Annotated in this window: 14 protein-coding genes; 9 read left to right on the top strand and 5 right to left on the bottom strand. The window is 66.8% G+C overall.

The features are described from left to right. Positions 1-2: 2 nt before the first annotated feature. Positions 3-773, top strand: a complete 771-nt coding sequence (locus tag EOW65_RS15250) for a creatininase (RefSeq protein WP_128150868.1) — start codon at positions 3-5, stop codon at positions 771-773. An 11-nt stretch (positions 774-784) separates the two neighbouring features. Further along, a complete protein-coding gene (gene speB / locus EOW65_RS15245; RefSeq protein WP_128150866.1) occupies positions 785-1,759 on the top strand; it encodes an agmatinase in 975 nt (324 codons plus the stop codon). An 84-nt stretch (positions 1,760-1,843) separates the two neighbouring features. Here the strand turns inward: speB and EOW65_RS15240 are convergent, their stop codons facing one another. Genes EOW65_RS15240 through EOW65_RS15230 form a run of 3 tightly spaced genes read right to left on the bottom strand, consistent with a single transcriptional unit; the run spans position 1,844 to position 4,187 of the window. Beyond that, entirely contained in the window at positions 1,844-3,205 is a 1,362-nt protein-coding gene (locus tag EOW65_RS15240) for a sensor histidine kinase (protein ID WP_128150864.1), read from the bottom strand. Then, the gene (locus EOW65_RS15235; RefSeq protein ID WP_128150862.1) at positions 3,202-3,873 is read right to left on the bottom strand and encodes a response regulator transcription factor; all 672 of its coding nucleotides are present in this window, start codon (positions 3,871-3,873) and stop codon (positions 3,202-3,204) included. The genes EOW65_RS15240 and EOW65_RS15235 overlap by 4 nt, the downstream gene beginning before the upstream one ends. Continuing rightward, positions 3,873-4,187, bottom strand: a complete 315-nt coding sequence (locus tag EOW65_RS15230) for a PepSY domain-containing protein (protein WP_206364081.1) — start codon at positions 4,185-4,187, stop codon at positions 3,873-3,875. Before EOW65_RS15230 ends, EOW65_RS15235 begins: the two co-directional genes overlap by 1 nt. Before the next feature lie 306 nt (positions 4,188-4,493). On the opposite strand from EOW65_RS15230, the gene EOW65_RS15225 reads away from it, so the two are divergent. The 5 genes from EOW65_RS15225 (at position 4,494) to EOW65_RS15205 (ending at position 10,642) form a co-directional block, all read left to right on the top strand. After that, the gene (locus EOW65_RS15225; RefSeq protein ID WP_128150860.1) at positions 4,494-5,534 is read left to right on the top strand and encodes a cytochrome-c peroxidase; all 1,041 of its coding nucleotides are present in this window, start codon (positions 4,494-4,496) and stop codon (positions 5,532-5,534) included. Positions 5,535-5,679: 145 nt separating this feature from the next. Next, entirely contained in the window at positions 5,680-6,084 is a 405-nt protein-coding gene (locus EOW65_RS15220) for an OsmC family protein (RefSeq protein ID WP_128150859.1), read from the top strand. Between the two features lie 109 nt (positions 6,085-6,193). Next, positions 6,194-6,634, top strand: coding sequence for a glycine zipper domain-containing protein (locus tag EOW65_RS15215; RefSeq protein WP_128150857.1), 441 nt, complete (start codon positions 6,194-6,196; stop codon positions 6,632-6,634). A gap of 205 nt (positions 6,635-6,839) precedes the next feature. After that, positions 6,840-7,832, top strand: a complete 993-nt coding sequence (locus EOW65_RS15210; RefSeq protein ID WP_128150855.1) for a uroporphyrinogen decarboxylase family protein — start codon at positions 6,840-6,842, stop codon at positions 7,830-7,832. Beyond that, positions 7,829-10,642, top strand: a complete 2,814-nt coding sequence (locus tag EOW65_RS15205) for an AMP-binding protein (RefSeq protein WP_128150853.1) — start codon at positions 7,829-7,831, stop codon at positions 10,640-10,642. Before EOW65_RS15210 ends, EOW65_RS15205 begins: the two co-directional genes overlap by 4 nt. Before the next feature lie 303 nt (positions 10,643-10,945). On the opposite strand, the gene EOW65_RS15200 is transcribed toward EOW65_RS15205, so the two are convergent. After that, on the bottom strand, positions 10,946-11,329 hold the full coding sequence (locus EOW65_RS15200; protein ID WP_164880118.1) for a hypothetical protein: 384 nt from the start codon (positions 11,327-11,329) through the stop codon (positions 10,946-10,948). A gap of 747 nt (positions 11,330-12,076) precedes the next feature. On the opposite strand from EOW65_RS15200, the gene EOW65_RS15195 reads away from it, so the two are divergent. Together EOW65_RS15195 and EOW65_RS15190 are read left to right on the top strand one after the other, a co-directional pair. Further along, positions 12,077-14,278 (top strand): hypothetical protein, encoded by a 2,202-nt coding sequence (locus EOW65_RS15195; protein ID WP_128150849.1) that lies wholly within the window; start codon positions 12,077-12,079, stop codon positions 14,276-14,278. 330 nt (positions 14,279-14,608) lie between these two features. Continuing rightward, complete coding sequence (locus EOW65_RS15190; RefSeq protein WP_128150980.1) at positions 14,609-15,805, top strand: tyrosine-type recombinase/integrase; 1,197 nt, start codon at positions 14,609-14,611, stop codon at positions 15,803-15,805. Between the two features lie 334 nt (positions 15,806-16,139). Here the strand turns inward: EOW65_RS15190 and EOW65_RS15185 are convergent, their stop codons facing one another. Beyond that, positions 16,140-16,763, bottom strand: a complete 624-nt coding sequence (locus EOW65_RS15185) for a hypothetical protein (protein WP_128150847.1) — start codon at positions 16,761-16,763, stop codon at positions 16,140-16,142. Between the last annotated feature and the right edge of the window lie 461 nt (positions 16,764-17,224).

The following is a 17,224-nucleotide window of genomic DNA, read 5'->3' as shown; positions in this document are numbered from 1 at the left end:
CGATGACCGACACCGTTTTCTATGCCGAACTGCCCTGGCCCGAGGTCGAGGCCCGGATCGCCGCCGGCGCCCCCGTGTTCCTGCCGCTCGGCGCGACCGAACAGCACGGCCGGCACATGGCGCTGAACGTCGATGTGGTGCTGCCGACCGCAGTGGCCGCGCGGGCGGCGGCCGAGGTCGGCGGGCTGGTGCTGCCGACGCTCGCCTATGGCAACCGCTCGCAACCGAAGACCGGCGGCGGCCCGGGCTTTCCGGGCACGGTGAACCTGACCGCACAGACCTTCGCGCTGATCGTGCGTGACGTGATCTGCGACCTCTTCCGCCAGAAGGTGCGCAAGATCGTCACGGTGAACGGGCATTACGAGAATATCGGCCCGACGATCGAGGGGATCGAACTTGCCCTCGACGCGATCGGGCGCGACCGGACGGACGGCCTTGTCATCCTGCGCGTCGATCACTGGGACATGGTGCAGCCCGGGACGCTCGATCGGATCTTCCCCGACGGCTATCCGGGGATCGAGCTCGAGCATGCCTCGGTGATCGAGACCTCGATGATGATGGCGCTGCGCCCCGAGCTCGTCGATCTGACGAAGGCCGCCCATGACGGCCCCGCCGCCTTCCTGCCCTATGACCGCTATCCCAAGCCCTGCGCCGAGGTGCCGCCCTCGGGCGTGCTGTCTCTGACCGAGGGGTCGGCGGCCGAGAAGGGCGAATGGCTTCTTGCCGATTGCACCGCCGGCATCGTTGCCGCCGTCGCCCGCGAATTCAACTGAGGACGCTGAAAATGACCAAGTTCCACCAGCCCATCGACGCCGCCGAAGTGCCGCGCTTTGCCGGGCTTTCGACCTTCATGCGCCTGCCCGCCGTGGCGACGGCCGCGGGGCTCGACATCGCGCTGATCGGCATTCCGTGGGACGGCGGCACGACGAACCGCGCCGGCGCGCGCCACGGGCCGCGCGAGGTGCGCAACATGTCGAGCCTGATGCGCAGCGCGCACCATGCCTCGGGCGTCGCGCCCTTCGAGATCGCCAATATCGCCGATGTGGGCGACCTTTCGGTGAACCCGATCGACGTGATGGACGGGATCGCGCGGATCGAGGCCGGCATGGCCGCGATCGTCGCCACCGGCGCGCTGCCGCTGGCCGTGGGCGGCGATCACCTGACCACCCTGCCCTCGCTGCGCGCGGTGTCGAAAGGGCCGCGGGGCGGCGGCAAGCCGCTCGGGATGATCCATTTCGACGCGCATTCCGACACCAACGACACCTATTTCGGCGGCAACCGCTTCACCCACGGCACTCCTTTCCGCCGCGCCATCGAGGAAGGCGTGCTCGACCCGAAGCGCGTGGTGCAGATCGGCATCCGCGGCTCGGTCTACGAGCCGGGCGAGCATGACTGGGCCAAGGCGCAGGGCATCCGCATCATCTACATGGAAGAATTCGTGGCGCGCGGCCCCGCGGCGGTAATCGCCGAGGCGCTTCAGATCGTCGGGCAGGATCCGACCTACATCACCTTCGACATCGACTCGATCGACCCCTCGATGGCGCCCGGCACCGGCACGCCCGAGATCGGCGGCTTCACCACCCGCGAGGCGCAACAGATGCTGCGCCTGCTTGGCCCGGTCAACATCGCCGGCGCCGATGTGGTCGAGGTGGCGCCGCCCTTCGACGTCGGCGGCATGACGGCGCTCGCCGGCGCCACGGTGATGTTCGAGCTGATGTGCGTGATGGCGACGCAGGTCGATCAGCGCCGCGACGGCTGAAAAACCGCGGCATGCGCAGACCGGGGGCACAGCGCCGGTTCGATGGCTGGTCTGCCGCAAACGCGAGCGAGCTTTCGCCGGGCCTCATTGGCGCGGCGGGCCGCACACCCCGGGCAGCCTCAGCCGCGCCTCGAGCCCCGGCGTCGCCGGATGCAGCGTCAGTTCGCCCTCCAGCGCCTCGGCGATGTCGCGGGCGATGGCGAGCCCGAGCCCGCTGCCCTGACCTTGCGTGTCGGCACGGGCCCCACGTGCCATCAGCGCCCCGATCCGGTCGGCGGGAATACCCGGGCCATCATCGCAGACCGAGATCGTGACCGCGCGCTCGGCGGCAACCGCGGTGATCCGGACCCGCCGGCGGGCATGGCGCGCCGCATTCTCGATCAGTGCGCCGAGGGCCTCGGTCAGGTCATCGGGATCGGCGGCAACCGCCAGCCCGGCCGGCACCTCGAGCTGCCAGTCGCGCCCCGCCCCCTCCCCGGTGCGCCGCACGACCCGCAGCACGCCGGCAAGGGCGGGGGCGATCTCGGCGCGCGCCTCGTGCCCGCGCATGGCGACGCGGGTGCGCGCCAGCTCGCGGTCGACATGGCGGCGCATCGCCCCGGCAATCGCCTCGATGTCAGCCGCGACGCCGGCCCGGCCCTCGGCCCGCAGCCGGCCCGCCTCGCCCAGAAGCGCCTGCAGCGGCGTCTTCAGCCCATGCGCCAGATCGCCGGCGCGGGTGCGGGCCCGTGCCACCTCCTCGCCCCGCGCCGCAAGCAGCGCGTCGACCTCGCGCACCAGCGGCAGCACCTCGGCCGGGAAATCGGCCCCGAGCCGCCGTGCCCGCCCCGAACGCACGTCGGCCACGCGCTGCCGGATCATCCGGAGCGGCCGCAGGCCGACGGCGATCTGCACCCATCCGGCGAGAATCAGCGCCACGGTCAGCACCACCGAATAGGGCGCGAGGTCGGAGATGAAGCCGTTGCGCGCTGCGGCGAGCTCGGTGCGGTCCATCGCCACGGTGGCCCGCATCCCCGAGCCCCCGAGCCGGCGCGGCAGCACGACGCTGCGCTCGATCGCCAGCAACGGCTGCCCCGCCGGCCCCGACAATTCGTGCACATGTTCCGCCCCGTCCCGCAGCTCGTCGACCGGCAGCGGAATCTCGTAATCCCACAGCGAGCGCGAGCGCAGCATCCCGCCCTCGGCCGCGATCTGCCAGTAAAGCCCGCCATAGGGGCGCTGGAACCGCGGATCGGCGGGGGTGGCGGTCTGTTCCAGCGCGCCCGAAGGGGCACGCTCGACACCGGCCAGCACCTGGTCAAGCTGCACCGACAGCTCGACCAGGGCGCGGCGCGTCACATGCGCATCGAAGAGCGCGGCAAGCCCCAGCGACGAGAGCGTGATCGCCACCGCCACCGTGACCGCCCCGGCACAGGCCAGCCGCACCCGCAGCGAAAGCCGTCTCACAGCGCGTCCCCCGCCGCTTCGAGGAAATAGCCAAAGCCGCGCCGGGTGCCGATCACCCCTGGTCCCAGCTTGCGCCGCAACCGGGCGACCACCGCCTCGAGCGCATTGACCTCGCGCAGCTCATTGTCGCCGTAAAGATGGTCGAGCAGCTCGGTCGGCGGCACCACCCGGTCGCGATTGAGCAGCAGATAGACCAGCAGCCGGTATTCCAGCGCCGTCGTCTGCACCGGCCGGTTCTGCCGCATCACCGACATCCGGTTGGTATCGAGCGCCAGACTGCCCGCGCGAAGCACGGCGCTGCCGCGTCCGGCCGAGCGCCGGATCAGCGCCCGCACCCGCGCTACCAGCTCCTCCATGCGGAACGGCTTCGGCAGGTAATCGTCCGCGCCGGCGTCGATCCCCTCGACCCGCTCGGTCCAGGTGCCGCGCGCGGTCAGCACCAGCACCGGCATCTCCCGGCCGTTGGCGCGCCAGCGCTTCAGCACCGTCAGCCCGTCGAGCCGCGGCAGGCCGAGATCCAGCACCACGAGGTCGTACTCCTCGGTATCGCCGAGAAACCACGCGGTGTCGCCGTCGGTGCAGAACTCGACCCGCAGCCCGGCAGCGCCAAGTGCGGCGCCGAGATCAGCCGCGATCCTCGGATCATCCTCGACGGCCAGCACCCGCATCAGTGCCCGCCTCCCAAGTCGGACGGCAGCATCACCCCCGTGGCGGCATCGACCCCGACCTCGAAGATCCGGCCGTCGGGCGTGATCAGCTTGATCTCGTAGACCAGCCTGCCGCGCTCTTGCCGCAGCTCGACCTCGAGCAACCGGGCCCCGAACCTCTGTTCGACCGGCGCCAGAAGCGCATGCAGCGGGCGGATCTCGCCGCGCTCCAGTGCCCTCTGGGCGCGGTTGTGGTCATACTCGGGATCCGCCGCGGCGGGCAGGCCGGCGACGGCCCCCAGAAGCATCGACAGGAGAAGGAGCGGCGGTCTCATCGTCGAGCTATAGACCGCGCAACCTGACGTGATCCTGACGGACGGCCTGCGCCGGGTGCAACCCCGCCCCGATGTTGCCGCAACACGTCTGGCGTGTGCTGTCAGGCTCCTGTCAGCGCGGGGTTGCTAGATCTGGCACGAAGATCGACGCGATCTCGTTTCCCCGCGGCGGCCAGAGCCCCGACTTGCTTTCGATATCCGGGATTTCCCCGCCCGGGCCGCTCTGCCGCCGTCGTCCGTCGCGCCCTTCCTGCCCCCCGGGACCGCCCGGCAACGGTCGGCCATTCTTGCCATGAGGTATCTGCCATGAAACCAGTACTCGCAGCCCTGACCCTGATCGGCGCGCAAGCCGGTGTCGCCGTCGCGGCCAATCCTGCCATCGACGACGACGCGCTGCGCAGCGATGCCCAGGGCGTCTTCGAGCCGATCCCGCAGGCCCCCGATCCGGCGCCCGCCCCGGCCCAGGCCGAGCTTGGCAAGATGCTGTTCTTCGAACCCCGTCTGTCCGAGGCGCATAACATCAGCTGCAACACCTGCCACAACCTCTCGACCGGCGGCGTCGACCTGTCCAGTGTCTCGCTCGGGCATCGCTGGCAGAAAGGCGGGCGCAACTCGCCGACGGTGCTGAACTCGACCTACAACTTCGCCCAGTTCTGGGACGGGCGCGCCGCCAACCTGATCGAACAGGCAGGCGGGCCGATGCAGAACCCGGTCGAGATGGCCTCGAACCCGAACCATGTCATCGAGATGCTGAAGGCGATCCCCGGCTATACGCCGATCTTTGCCACCGCCTTCCCCGATGCAACCGACCCGGTCACCTTCGAGAATGCGACCGCAGCGATTGCCGCCTTCGAGGACACGCTGATCACCCCGAACGCCCCCTTCGACCGCTGGCTGAAGGGCGACGATGCGGCGATGACCGAGGAGCAGAAGCAGGGGTTGTCGCTCTTCATGTCGGAAGGCTGCAGCAGCTGCCACAACGGCATGAACATCGGCGGCAACAGCTATCAGGTGTTCGGCGTCGTCGCCAAGCCCGACCCGTCGATCCTGCCGCCCGAGGACATGGGGCGCTATGCCGTCACCAAGGACGAGGCCGACAAATACGCCTACAAGGTGCCGACGCTGCGCAACATCGCCCTGACGGCGCCCTATTTCCACTCCGGTGCGGTCTGGGACCTGAAAGAGGCGGTGAAGGTGATGGCCGACGCGCAGCTCGGCGCACAGCTTGATGACCAGCAGCTCGGGCAGATCGTGGCCTTCCTCGGCAGCCTGACCGGCGACATGCCGCAGATCGTGTATCCCGTGCTTCCGGCCAGCGTCGCCGGAACGCCGCACCCGATGCCCTGATCCGCGCGCCCCGAACCGCCCTGCCGGCCCTGAGGCCGGCAGGGTCGACCATCTTCGCGCTTGACCCGGGCCGCGGGATCCGCTCGAATTTCGTCACTGCGACGGCCGCGCCGCCGCCCGCCCGCTGACGGAACTGGATCAACAGATGATGGAATATCGCGTTCACGCCCGGCGCATCGACGCGCATGGCAGTCTCGCCCGGGCGAAGGCGGCAGAGGTGGTTCTGGATACCGATCTTGCCGGGCGGCAGGATGCGATGAATCCGGTCGAGCTGCTGCTCTCCGCACTTGCCGCCTGCATGCTGAAGGGGATCGAGCGGGTCACGCCGATGCTGCAGTTCCAGATCGACGGGGTCGAGGTCACGCTCGAGGCGCTGCGTCAGGATGCGCCGCCGAAACTGGTGGCAATCCGCTACGAGATCGTGGTGGACAGCGCCGAGACCGAGCAGCGGCTGGACCTGCTGCACCGCAATATCCTGAAATACGGCACGATCTCGAATACCCTCTCGGCCGCGGTGCCGCTTGAGGGGCATCTGCGACGGAAGCGCTAGACCGCGGCACGCCGGCCGGACGCGGCGTCGCGCCGGCATTATCAGCTTGCAAATTCGTTCACGGTCCTGTGATCTTCCGCAGGCAAACGACCGTCAATTTGGAAACATCATGTTCAGAAAACCCGCAGCGCTGCTTTGCAGCGGCGCATTCCTCTTCCTTGCGGCCTGCGAGCCGGTGCAGCCGCTCGCCGAATACCGCCCCGCCGTCGACCCCGGCAAGACCAATCAGGCGCGCTACGAGAAGGATCTCGAGGCCTGCCGCACCGTCGCCCTGCAGGTCGAGGCGGATTACAAAGCGCGCCAGCAGAAGGAGATGGGCAAGAACCTTGCCGCGGGCCTCATTGTCGGCGCGCTGGTGGGGGCGGCGGCCGGCACCCACACCGGCTACCGCAACGATTACATCCTGACCGGTGCCGCGGTCGGGGCCGCCGCCGGGGCCGGCGCGGGCGACTATGACCACGATCTGGTCACCTACGGCCCGCGCCGCGTCGTCGACCGCTGCATGGCCGGGCGCGGCTACACGCTGCTGACCGATTTCGGCCGCGGCTGATCGCGCGCGCCCTGCCCGCCCCGAAAGCCCGCCCCTCGTGGCGGGCTTTTGCCGTTCCGCCAGCGCGACGCGACCTCTTCCGACGGCCCCTGCAGCGCACAGGTGGCGGTTGTGCACGCTGCCACCCTGTGCAATTTTCACCCGGTCACAGTTCCGCCGATGCCGACCATTTTTCGCACCGGCCGCTGACAGGGATAGCTGAACGATGTTGGCGAAACAGCGCTATCTGGAGCTGGTCGAACAGGCCAGGCAGGGCAGGCACGGGGCCGCGGTTCCGGTCGCGTTCTGGCAGCACCATCCCGTTGCGGATCAGCAAGGGGAGCGGCTCGCCGACGCGACCTGCGCCTTTCAGGCCCGCTTCGACTGCGATCTGGTGAAGATCACCCCCGCCTCGAGTTTCCAACTGCGCGACCTCGGGCAGACGGACAGCTGGACCGGCGATCCGATCGGCCGGCGGATATTCGGCGCCGGCCCGGTCAGCACCGCCGAAGACTGGCTGCGCCTTGCCGAGAGCCGGCCCGAGGAGCGGCATCTCGCGGAGCATCTCAAGGCCGCCCGGCTGGTCCGCGCCCGCGTGCCCGCGCATATCCCGGTCCTGCAGTCGATCTTCGACCCGCTGTTTCAGCTGCGCATCCTCGCGGGCGCGCACTGGCAAGACCATCGCCGGGACTGCCCCGAGGCCCTGTCCATCGCGCTCGCCGCCCTGACCGAGCGGACCCGTCGCATCGTCGGGCTGTTCAGGGAAGCGGGCGTCGACGGCATCTTCCTTGCGGTGCAGCACGCCGGCGCGCACGAAAGCCCGGGCGACAGCTTTTTCACGATGGGCCTGCCCGAGGGACTGAGCTGCCTCGCCGCCGCGGGCCCGGACAGCCTGAACGTCGTGCATCTGCATGGGGAGGGACTTCCGGCCACCCTGCTCGACGCCTTCCCCGGCACCACCGTCCATTTTGCCTTCGACGCCAACCCCGCACTCGACGAGGGGCGGCGGGCCGGGCCCGAGGTCTTGCTAAGCGGCGGGATGGCGCCCTCCGAGCTGGCCAGCCTGACGGCCGAAACGATGGCGACCGAAACGGCACGGCTGCTGGCGCGGATGCGGGGTCGCGGCTTCACCCTCGGCGCCGGCTGCGCGCTGTGGCAGGCAACGCCGGATCGCACCGTTCTGGCGGCGATCGCCGCGGCACGCGGAGCCCTGCGGTGAGCGCCCCCTGCCCCCCGGTGCCGGGGCTTGCCGCGGCGGATCTCGCGCATCCGCTGTGGCCTCGCTTTGCCCGCGTCGCGGCAGCCCGGCCCGCGCATCCCGCGATCCTTGATGAGCATGGCGAGCTGTCCTATGCCGCGCTGCTGAGCCTTGCCCTGCGCTATGGCGGCGTCATTTCGGCGCGCGTGCCGGACGGCGCCCCGGTGGCGCTGTGCCTGCGGACGGACCGCCATGTCGTCGCCGCGATGCTGGGGGCGCTCTTCGCAGGGCGGCCCTATGTGCCGCTCGATCCGACCTATCCGGCAGATCATCTGACCCGCGTCATCACCCATAGCGGTGCCGGGCTGGTGATCGGCGAGATGCCCGCCGACCTTATGCCGCGTGCCGGAACGGGGCCCGGAAAGATCGGCACCGTGAGCGCGGCGGATGTGGTGACGGCAGCGGCCGCCACCCGGGGCGAGGCCCGCCCCGAAAGCCCCGCCTATGTCATCTACACCTCGGGCTCCACCGGCGCGCCGAAGGGTGTCTGGCAGGATCAGCGCGGCTTGCTGCACGACATCTTGCAATACACGCAGGTGGTGCAGCCCACCTGCGCCGACCGTCACAGCCTGCTTTATTCCCCCTGCGTGAACGGCGCCCTGCGCGACATCTACGGCGCGCTCCTGACCGGCGCGACACTGTGCATGTCGGACCTGCGCGGCGAAGGCCTGCACAAGGTGCTGCACGATCTGATGGCGCGACAGGTCACGATCCTGCACGCGATGCCCCCGGTTCTGCGCAGCCTGATCCGGGCCGCCTCGGGGCCGATCTGCCCCGAGGCGCGGTTTCTCTACACCGCGGGCGACCGCTTCCTGACCGAGGACCTGCGCACGGTGCGCGCCAACCTGCCCGAGGGCTGCGCGATCTACACCGGGATCGGTTCCACCGAATGCGCGACGCTCTATCGCCAGTGGATCGTGCCGGGGGACTTTGCCCCTGGCTGCGAACTGGTGCCGGTGGGCTTTGCGGTCGAACAGCGGGAAATGTGCCTCGTCGACGAGAGCGGGCAGGAGGTCGCGCCGGGCGAGATCGGACAGATCCGCGTCTCGAGCCCCTATATCGCACGCGGCTACTGGAATGACGCGGCGCTGACGCAAGGCAGCTTCCTTGCCGATCCGGCGCGGCCGGGGTGGCGCAGCTTCCAGCCCGGCGACCTCGGACGGCTGCGCCCCGACGGCCTGCTGGAGTTTCTGGGCCGCGCCGACCGGCAGATCAAGATCCGCGGCTACCGGATCGAACCCGCCGAGATCGAGGCGGCGCTGCGTCGGCGCGCGGGGGTCGCCGACGCGGTGATCGTGCCCCGGACGCGGCAGGGCAAAACCAGCCTTGTCGCCGTCGTCGAGCCGGCAGACGGGGCGCATCTGGATGGCGGCGCGCTCCGGCAGGAACTGCGCCAGACCCTGCCCGCCCAGTTGCAGCCCGATCGCGTGGTGGTGCTGGACCGGCTGCCGCGACTTGGGAATTTCAAGCTCGACGTCACCGCGCTGCGGGCCCTGCTCGACCGGCCAGGGTCCCCCCCTGTCCCGTCCGGCGGCTTGCCCGGGAGATACCTGTCGCTGTGGGAGAAAATCCTCAGGCGCAGCATCGACCCGGACGCCGCCCTGGACACGATCGGGGCGGATTCACTGGAACTGCTGGAACTCGAGCTTGTGCTGGAACGGGAGCTGAAGATCTCGATCCGGGGCGCGATCAGCCCGGAGGCGACCCCGCGCAGCCTCTGGCACGCCGCCCTGCCCGCGCCGGAGCGGCCCCCGACGCGGCGCGGTGCGCCCGAGGAAAAGCTGCAGGCCCTGGCGGCGCTGATGGCGCCCTCTGCCGGCATTCCCCTCGATCCGGATGGGCTGGTCCGGCTCTACAATCACGGTGGGCAACGAATGCCGCTGCTGTGGTGCGTCAATCAGGTGAGCGAGGCGGATGCGCTGGCCCGGGCACTTGGCACGGAGCAGCCGCTGATCGCCATGCGCTCCCTGGCCGGCCTTGGCGGAGAGGATCGCCGCGCCGCGACCGGCGCGGTCCGGCAGGTGGCCGAGCGCTATATCGAGATCCTCCTCGCCCGAGATCTGCCGCAATGCGTGGCGGTCGGCGGCAATTGCCAGGCGGTGCCCGTCGCCTTCCAGATCGCGGCGGCGCTTTCCCTCGCGGGACACGCCATCGGCTCGCTGATCTTTCTCGAACGGATGCTCCCGCTTCCCTACGGCGGGCGGATGCTGATCCTCTTCGGGCGTGACAGCCACCGGCACAACCCGGCCTTCCAGTTCGCCGATCCGACCGCCGGCTGGGGGCGCTATCTGCGCGATGGCCATTGCGCGATCATCGACGGCACCCATGGCCAGTTCTTCCGGCCGGAAAATATCGGCTCTCTCACCGAGGCCTTGCGCCGGGAGATCGACGCCGCGGCGGAAGGCGGCTGGTTGCCCGCCCTGGCACGCCGGGCGGAGATGTCGGTGCAGATCGTTTCAGAAGGCGAGCGGCGGATCTCGATTCGGCTGCGAAACCCGAACACCCTGGCCTTCGAGGCCGGCGAGGACAGTCACATCGGACTGGCGGTCCATGCGCTCGACCGCGGCGAGGAGGACGCGCGTCCGCTTCGCGTGCCGGACCAGATGATCCCCTTGCCGCGGCGCGTCCTGCCCGGCGCGCAGATCGAGATCACCACGGCCCTGCCTGTCGACAGGTTCGGAACGGGGCGATATCTCGTCAGCCTGTGCGAAGAAGGTGTGGGCTGGTTCGCGTTGACGGCGGGATCGGATCCGGTCATCCGGTTGCCCTGACCGCCCCCCCGGGGGGGCCGACCGGCGGCCCGCCCGGGCATCGCGCAGCGGTTGCCGGGCTCAACGGCATCCCGACGCCGGGAGGCCGCAGGGCTTGCGCTGCCGTTTCAGGACTTCGGTGCCGCACCTGGCAGCCATGGCCCGGCGCGGGGTACGCTCCCGCGCTCGGGCACAGGATCGGCGGATCGGCGGAACGGTCCGGGGCAAGCCCCGACTGCCTGACCCGACGCACCGCGCTCCTGCTAAGCCGGGCCGCCCCCGGGCAGGCGAAACCGCTTCGAAGACGGGACGCCCCTGCCCTCTTCAGGAACACTGCATCAGGTAGTTCTGCTGCGCGGTGTCCAGCATGCCGTCCAGAAGGGTCATCCCGAGCGGGCTGTCGGAAACGTCGGGCACCTGACCAAGCGGGCCGCGCTCGCGCAGCACCTTGAGCAGCAGGTCAGGATGATACTGCCGCAGCATGGAGCCGAACACCAGGGAGAAGGCCATGCCCTGCTGCGGGTTCAGCGCTCCCATCGTCGCAACCGTCGGCACGGACAGTCCCGAAACCCGCGCCGCCTCGACGGGATCGGCGTTCTGGTTCGCCTCCAGAACGGCACCGATCCGCTCGATTTCGGCCGCCGGCCGGGTCGCCACCCCGCCCTCGATTTCCCGCAGTGCGCTGCATTGCGCCGGCGAAAAGCTCATTGGAGCGTCGGAGGGCGGCAGCGTGGCAAATTGCGCCCCCGCAGGCAGGGCTGGCGCGGCAAGCGCACAGAGGGCGGCAAGAAGAAGAAGGGAGGTGCGCATCGCGATTTCCCGGCGACATGTGTCAGTTCAAGAAGAGCAATGCCACGGAACCGGAGCGGAAAACAGATGGGCGTCATCCTCTCTCCCGGGTGACGGCCAGATCCCGCCGCCCGGGGCTGACGGGGCCCTCCGGGCATGGTGCGCCGGCCTCGCGCCAGCGCACCGCCCCGACCGCAAGGGAGATCGTCAGCGCCGCCCGGAGCTCCGGGGATCGCCGCCACCGAGAGCCTGAGCCCGGCGATCCGGAAATTCTCCAAAGATCAACATATCGCCGCGAAGACCATGGCCAAGCCGCAGAAAACAGGCCATCCTTGCCCCGATTGCAGGAGGGTTCGTCTTGGATATTCTCGATCATTTCAAGGAACTGGCGGTATTTCCCCGGGTCCGGTCACGGTGCCTCGCGCCTTTGGCAAAGGCGGATGCAATCGCGATCGCCCCCTTCCCCCGCCGCGGCGAAATGGACGATCTGGCACGTGCCGGCAGGGTCCAGCGCCGCACCGGGTCCCGGCCTGCCGCGGCGCCGGCATCCCGCACCCGTGGCCCGATCTCTGCGCACCCGTTGCGCCCGGTCCCCGGCCGAAAGGATCGGCCGCGCGCCGGAAGACTCGCCCGGCGCCTTGGCATGGCGACCGGAGGGGCCGCGCAATGACCACCATCCTGTTCGAGAATGACAACCTTTCCTTGCACTCTGTTCCGATCGATCAGTCCGAACAGGTGGTGGTGACCTTCTCGCCGCGTCTCGGCGCACCGCGCCCCGGGCCGGCTCATCCGAATGCAGGCTTTGGCCAGGAGTTCTTCCGCAAATCGGGCATCTCCGTGTTCCATGTCGTCGCGAAATGGAACCACTGGTGGCAGTTGGACGAAATGGAGGAGGTCCTGCAGGCGATCAGGGACAGGCGGGGCACGCGCGCGCTCTGGACCTATGGCGCCAGCATGGGGGGCACGGGGGCACTGATGTTCGCCGACCGGCTCGATGCTGAGGGCGCGCTCAGCATGTATCCGCAGGCCAGCGTCGATCTTTCCCGCGCCGATTTCGAGCCGCGTTGGATGGCGGATCGGCGCCGGATCAAGACGTTCGACGATCGTTGGCTGGACGCCGGACTGAGCACCCCGACCTGGCTGTTTCATGATCCGGCACATATCGAAGATGATCGGCACGCACGCATGATCGCCGCTGTTGCCGCCGACATCCACTGCATCCCCGTGCGGTTTTCGGATCATGCGGCCATGCGCATGCTGCTGGAATGCGGCCTGCTCAGCGACACCGTTCGAAATGTTCTGGCCGGCAGATTTGACCGGGATGCGTTTTTGCAATCCGTCCGCTCGCGTCGAAGCGGCTCCTCTGTTGCCCTGACGGGAGCGGCAGGTGTCCTCTCCCGCAGAGGCAACCATCAACGTGCGGCCACGATGTCTGGCAAAGCTGTAGCGCTTTTGGAGTCGGAACGACGCTCTGGCCGGCGGCTAGCGACTGCAATTGCCACACTGACGCTTCATATCCACACCGCAAATCTCGTTCGGGCACGTAAGGTCGAAGAAGCTGCCGCTCTGTTCGTCAAGCTGCGCGACGCCCCCCTCGTCGCCGGAGATTTCACGCAACAGTTGCTTCAACTCGCCTTGCTCACCCGCAACTCCGATGAGTTGATCCGGTTGATCGAGCAGCGCCTAACTACCGGGAGCATTTCAGGTCACTGGTTTGAAGCGCTGATGACAGCCATCAACGGAAATCACCTTCTGCCAGACCAGATCTTGAAATTCCACAGGCGGAACGGCGCGAAGATCCTGGCCGCAGACACGACAGGACGCTATGCCCAGGCCATTGCCGCGAAAAATCTGGATGTCGCCACAACGGCCCCGCAACCAGATGCGGCGTCGAAGGCCTACCGCATCGAAGGTGATGCATTGCTCACCAAGGATAACGTCGCGTTCCTGGTCGGCGGCAATCTTTCGGTCTTGCAATATGTGACGGGCAAACTGGCGCCCACTCCCACCTCGCTCGCGACCTTTGCCGGCAATCTTGCCGAGCGGGCAAGCATCGCGCGCGGCCAGGGGATCCCCTATCTCCATGTGATCTTTCCTGACAAGCAATCGGTGATGACGGAAGCCTTTCCGATCGGGCCTGTCCACCGGCTTGGGGATGCCTATCTCGCTCCCCTCGATCCTGAATTGCGGCCCTATGTGCTGTATCCGGCGGACAGGTTACGGGACGAGCAGCGCGCCCCCTTCCTGCCGCTCGACACGCATATGACCGATCATGGATCTCTGGCGGTGCTGCGGATGATGCTTTCGGCCACCGGGATCCAGGCCGAGGAGAGCCTGACGCGCGTGGAACGGCGGATCGTCAAGGCGCAGCGGTGGGCAGGGGATCTTGGCGCCAAATTCACCCCCCGGCTGTTTCAGGATGGTGTCGTCCTCGATCCCGACTGGCCGGTCACCGCTTTTCGCAATTCGAGCGGTTTCAACGATGGGCTGGTGGATATCCTGATCAGCCCCGAGGCCGCGCATGACCGGACTGCCCTGCTCTTCGGCGATTCATTCTTCCGGATGATGTTGCAGCACCTGAGCATGGTCTTTACCCGCGTGATCTGCCTGCGCACCCGTTTCCTGCATCCCGAGATGGTGACGCTGATCCGCCCGGATGTCATTTTCACCGGCAATGCCGAGCGCTATCTGTCGAATGTCACCGCGGATTCTCAGGCGCAGGCTTTCGCGCTCTATCCACATCTGCGGGCGGCCACGGATCTGGCGATGCCGCCAGAATTTCTTGAGGCCTGGAGGGCCGTCACCGCGCCGCGTTCCGTCTATTCGCAGAGGTTCTTGCACCGTTACAACCTGCCTAGACCGGCGTGACCACGTCTCCTCAGTGCCCGTCAGGGCTGCGGTGCGCGGCGGGTTCTCCCTCCCCCGGCAACGCGGCAACCGCGTGAACGCAGACGGGGAGATGCCTTCCGGCACAATATGAGTGTGGGGTCAGCCCGCCCCGCACATCGAAAACAATCTGAATACACTGAATTGAGAAACTGGTGCCGACGGAGGGCATCATACGGATGTCGCGCGCCGTTGCCTGACGCCCCAAAACATGAGATAAGGCCAACAAATTAAAGGAAAAAACGTCTCACCTCGTCGCTAAAAAGAGATAAACAGCGCACGCATAATGTGGGGCTAAGTGTGGGGCTCGCAGTGGCGGCAAAAGACAAACTTACAGCGATAAAGATCAAGAATGCGGCCCCCGGCCTCTATGGAGACGGCGGTGGTCTATACCTACACCGAACAGAGGATGGCGGGAAATGGATCTACCGCTTCACCTTCGCAGGCCGCCGCCGTGACATGGGCCTTGGGGCCCTTTCTGCAGTTTCTCTGGCGCAAGCGCGCAAGGAGCGGGACCGTTGGGCCGCCGTTCGGGCCTCAGGGCGCGATCCGATCGCCGTGCGGACACAAGAGAAGAACACGGCGGCTGCGGAAGCTGCGCGGAGCAACCCAACGCTTGAGGATCTGGTTGCGCTGGTCTTCGACGCACGCAAGGCCACACTGAAAGACAACGGGGAGTCCGGGCGTTGGCTCTCTCCGATCCGAGTGCATATTCTCCCCACTCTCGGCGCCCGGCCTGCGTCGTCTCTCGCCGCATCCGATTTCGTCCGCGCGCTTTCGCCGATCTGGCACAGCAAGCCGACTGTGGCGGTCAAGGCATTTGCCCGGCTGCGCCTAGTTTTCCGCAAAGCGCGTGCCATCGGCCACCGTGTGGACCCAGCGACGATCGAGGCAGCCCGCGAGATGCTTGGGGATCTTCACATCAAGCATCAGCACATCGAGGCCACGCCCTGGCAGGACATTCCCGCGCTGTTCCAACGGCTGCACGGAGACACTTCGGGCCGGGCATGCCTGCGGTTCCTCATACTGACAGCCGTTCGCTCCGATGCAGCCCGCGGCGCTCGGCTCAGCGAGATCGACGGAACTGTCTGGACGGTCCCGCCCGAGCGGATCAAGGGAACCCTCCGGGCGGCCGAAGCCTTCCGCGTCCCCCTATCGAAAGCGGCGCTAGAGATCGTTGAGACCGCTCGGCACCTGTCAAATGACCGCGTCGACGGCCTACTGTTTCCGGGTCCGCTTGAGGGAGCCCTGTCGCAGAATGCGCTGATCAATGTGCTCAACGACATGCACGAGGCCGGCAGGCCACACGGGTTCCGCACCAGCTTCCGGACGTGGGTGCAGGATACAGCATCCGCTCCCTATGAGGTCGCGGAAACTGCACTCGGGCACAAGATCGGCGGACGCGTAGAACGGTCTTACGCGAGATCCGATTACCTAGACCAGCGCGCGGCCCTCATGCAACGATGGGCCGATCATGTCGCAGGCAACTGCACGATGGGCCGGAACTGATCGAGGCGATCCAGGACCTATGCGGGACCAATATTGGAGATATTTGACGAGGTGACTACGGCAGTAGAACTGTAGCCAGCCAAGGGCGAAGGGCGGTGAGCGGACGGTCGGTGCAAGCGTGATGGGCGCTCGTATGCACTGCGGAAGCGGACCTTCGGGCGGCAATCTTCGCACGCACCCGACCTATAGGCAGGGAGAGCTGAGCAATCCGCTGGCTTCGCTGCCTAGAAGCGGCCAGGCCGTAAGCCTTGTGCTGCGCTTTCTGTGTTGTCGCTGAGTGTCAGGCCATTTCTCGGGAGAGTCCTGGCTCGACAAGTGGGCATATTTTGAACTACTATTTCAAATCGTAAAATTTTGACTTGAATGCGTTAATTGAATTATTTAGCGATTCAAGGCGCTCATTCAGATCATCGTCATAGGTCGATAAGAACAATGGGTTGTATCGAGAAGTCGTAATAATGTCTGCCACTTCGGAAAATGACCTGTCAAAATAATCATAACCCACAATATCTGCAAATTTCCTCTGCTCCGGCGAAAAGGAATAGTAGATCTTACCTTCAACGTGTCGCGGGATCGGAGCTGGAATAAAATTCCGCGTCCCGTCGTATTGCAGGAAGAGAAGCCGATCCATAGGCAGACCGTTGAAGAACAATGTGACGTAGTAAGATGCAGCTCGTTGATCAGGGCGGTACAGCGCATCCATCCAAGGTTCGAAATAGTCATTGTCTGAAACTGGTTCAGAAAAATCCACATCGATCGTGAACCCAGAATATATCCTATGACGATATGTCGTATTTCCCGGAACTTGAGAGGGGACGCGCGCCCAGGATTTGGGGTTCTTAAGTGCCAATTTCTGGATAGTTCCAGGTGCAAAAAATGTGATGAATGTAAGTGCCACCCCTGCAAAGCCAAGGATAATACCTACCAGTGCGACTATAGCATTGAGCACGTCTGACACGTTACAATCTCCTGAGACCAAGACTTTTAAAGCTAACCTGAACAGGCCCCGTTCTCAATTTCATAGAGTCCTGAAGACCGGAAGTGAAGACCTTCCAATTCTAAGCCTTCTTCGTCGTCAGCTCCCCGCAGCGAAGTTCTTTACAGCTCCATCGTAGCGAACTGCGCCGGACCCATTGTCCGAACTGCCGACTTCCAACCGCTTCCAAGGGTCGCAAGCGCGGCGAACGGCAGGTTCGGCGGGCCGCGCTGCAACATCCCAGATCCAAGTCGAGTGTCGGCTCAGGGCCGGGTGCGCCGTCGACCACTGCCAGCCGGTCGGCGGCGCTCACCGCGCTGCCGCAAGTCAGGTTCGAGCCCTTTCTTGCCAATTGGTTGTCAAAAACGCAAAACCTCTGTAAGGAGAGCGAGGTCGGTCTTTTCCGGCCCTGCTCCGCCTGCGCCCTTGGCGTGCACCTGGTG

Source organism: Paenirhodobacter ferrireducens, from assembly GCF_004022265.1.
GTDB lineage: Bacteria > Pseudomonadota > Alphaproteobacteria > Rhodobacterales > Rhodobacteraceae > Rhodobacter > Rhodobacter ferrireducens.
Note: the sequence above shows the minus strand (reverse complement) of the source record. Positions and strands in the feature narration are given on the sequence as shown.

Bases quoted from the DNA above. Each gene is read 5' to 3' on its own strand.
- EOW65_RS15235 (WP_128150862.1), bottom strand. From the start codon at position 3,873: ATGCGGGTGCTGGCCGTCGAGGATGATCCGAGGATCGCGGCTGATCTC.
- EOW65_RS15195 (WP_128150849.1), top strand. From the start codon at position 12,077: ATGACCACCATCCTGTTCGAGAATGACAACCTTTCCTTGCACTCTGTT.
- EOW65_RS15220 (WP_128150859.1), top strand. From the start codon at position 5,680: ATGATGGAATATCGCGTTCACGCCCGGCGCATCGACGCGCATGGCAGT.
- EOW65_RS15210 (WP_128150855.1), top strand. From the start codon at position 6,840: ATGTTGGCGAAACAGCGCTATCTGGAGCTGGTCGAACAGGCCAGGCAG.
- speB (WP_128150866.1), top strand. From the start codon at position 785: ATGACCAAGTTCCACCAGCCCATCGACGCCGCCGAAGTGCCGCGCTTT.
- EOW65_RS15230 (WP_206364081.1), bottom strand. From the start codon at position 4,187: ATGAGACCGCCGCTCCTTCTCCTGTCGATGCTTCTGGGGGCCGTCGCC.
- EOW65_RS15215 (WP_128150857.1), top strand. From the start codon at position 6,194: ATGTTCAGAAAACCCGCAGCGCTGCTTTGCAGCGGCGCATTCCTCTTC.
- EOW65_RS15200 (WP_164880118.1), bottom strand. From the start codon at position 11,329: ATGAGCTTTTCGCCGGCGCAATGCAGCGCACTGCGGGAAATCGAGGGC.
- EOW65_RS15250 (WP_128150868.1), top strand. From the start codon at position 3: ATGACCGACACCGTTTTCTATGCCGAACTGCCCTGGCCCGAGGTCGAG.
- EOW65_RS15225 (WP_128150860.1), top strand. From the start codon at position 4,494: ATGAAACCAGTACTCGCAGCCCTGACCCTGATCGGCGCGCAAGCCGGT.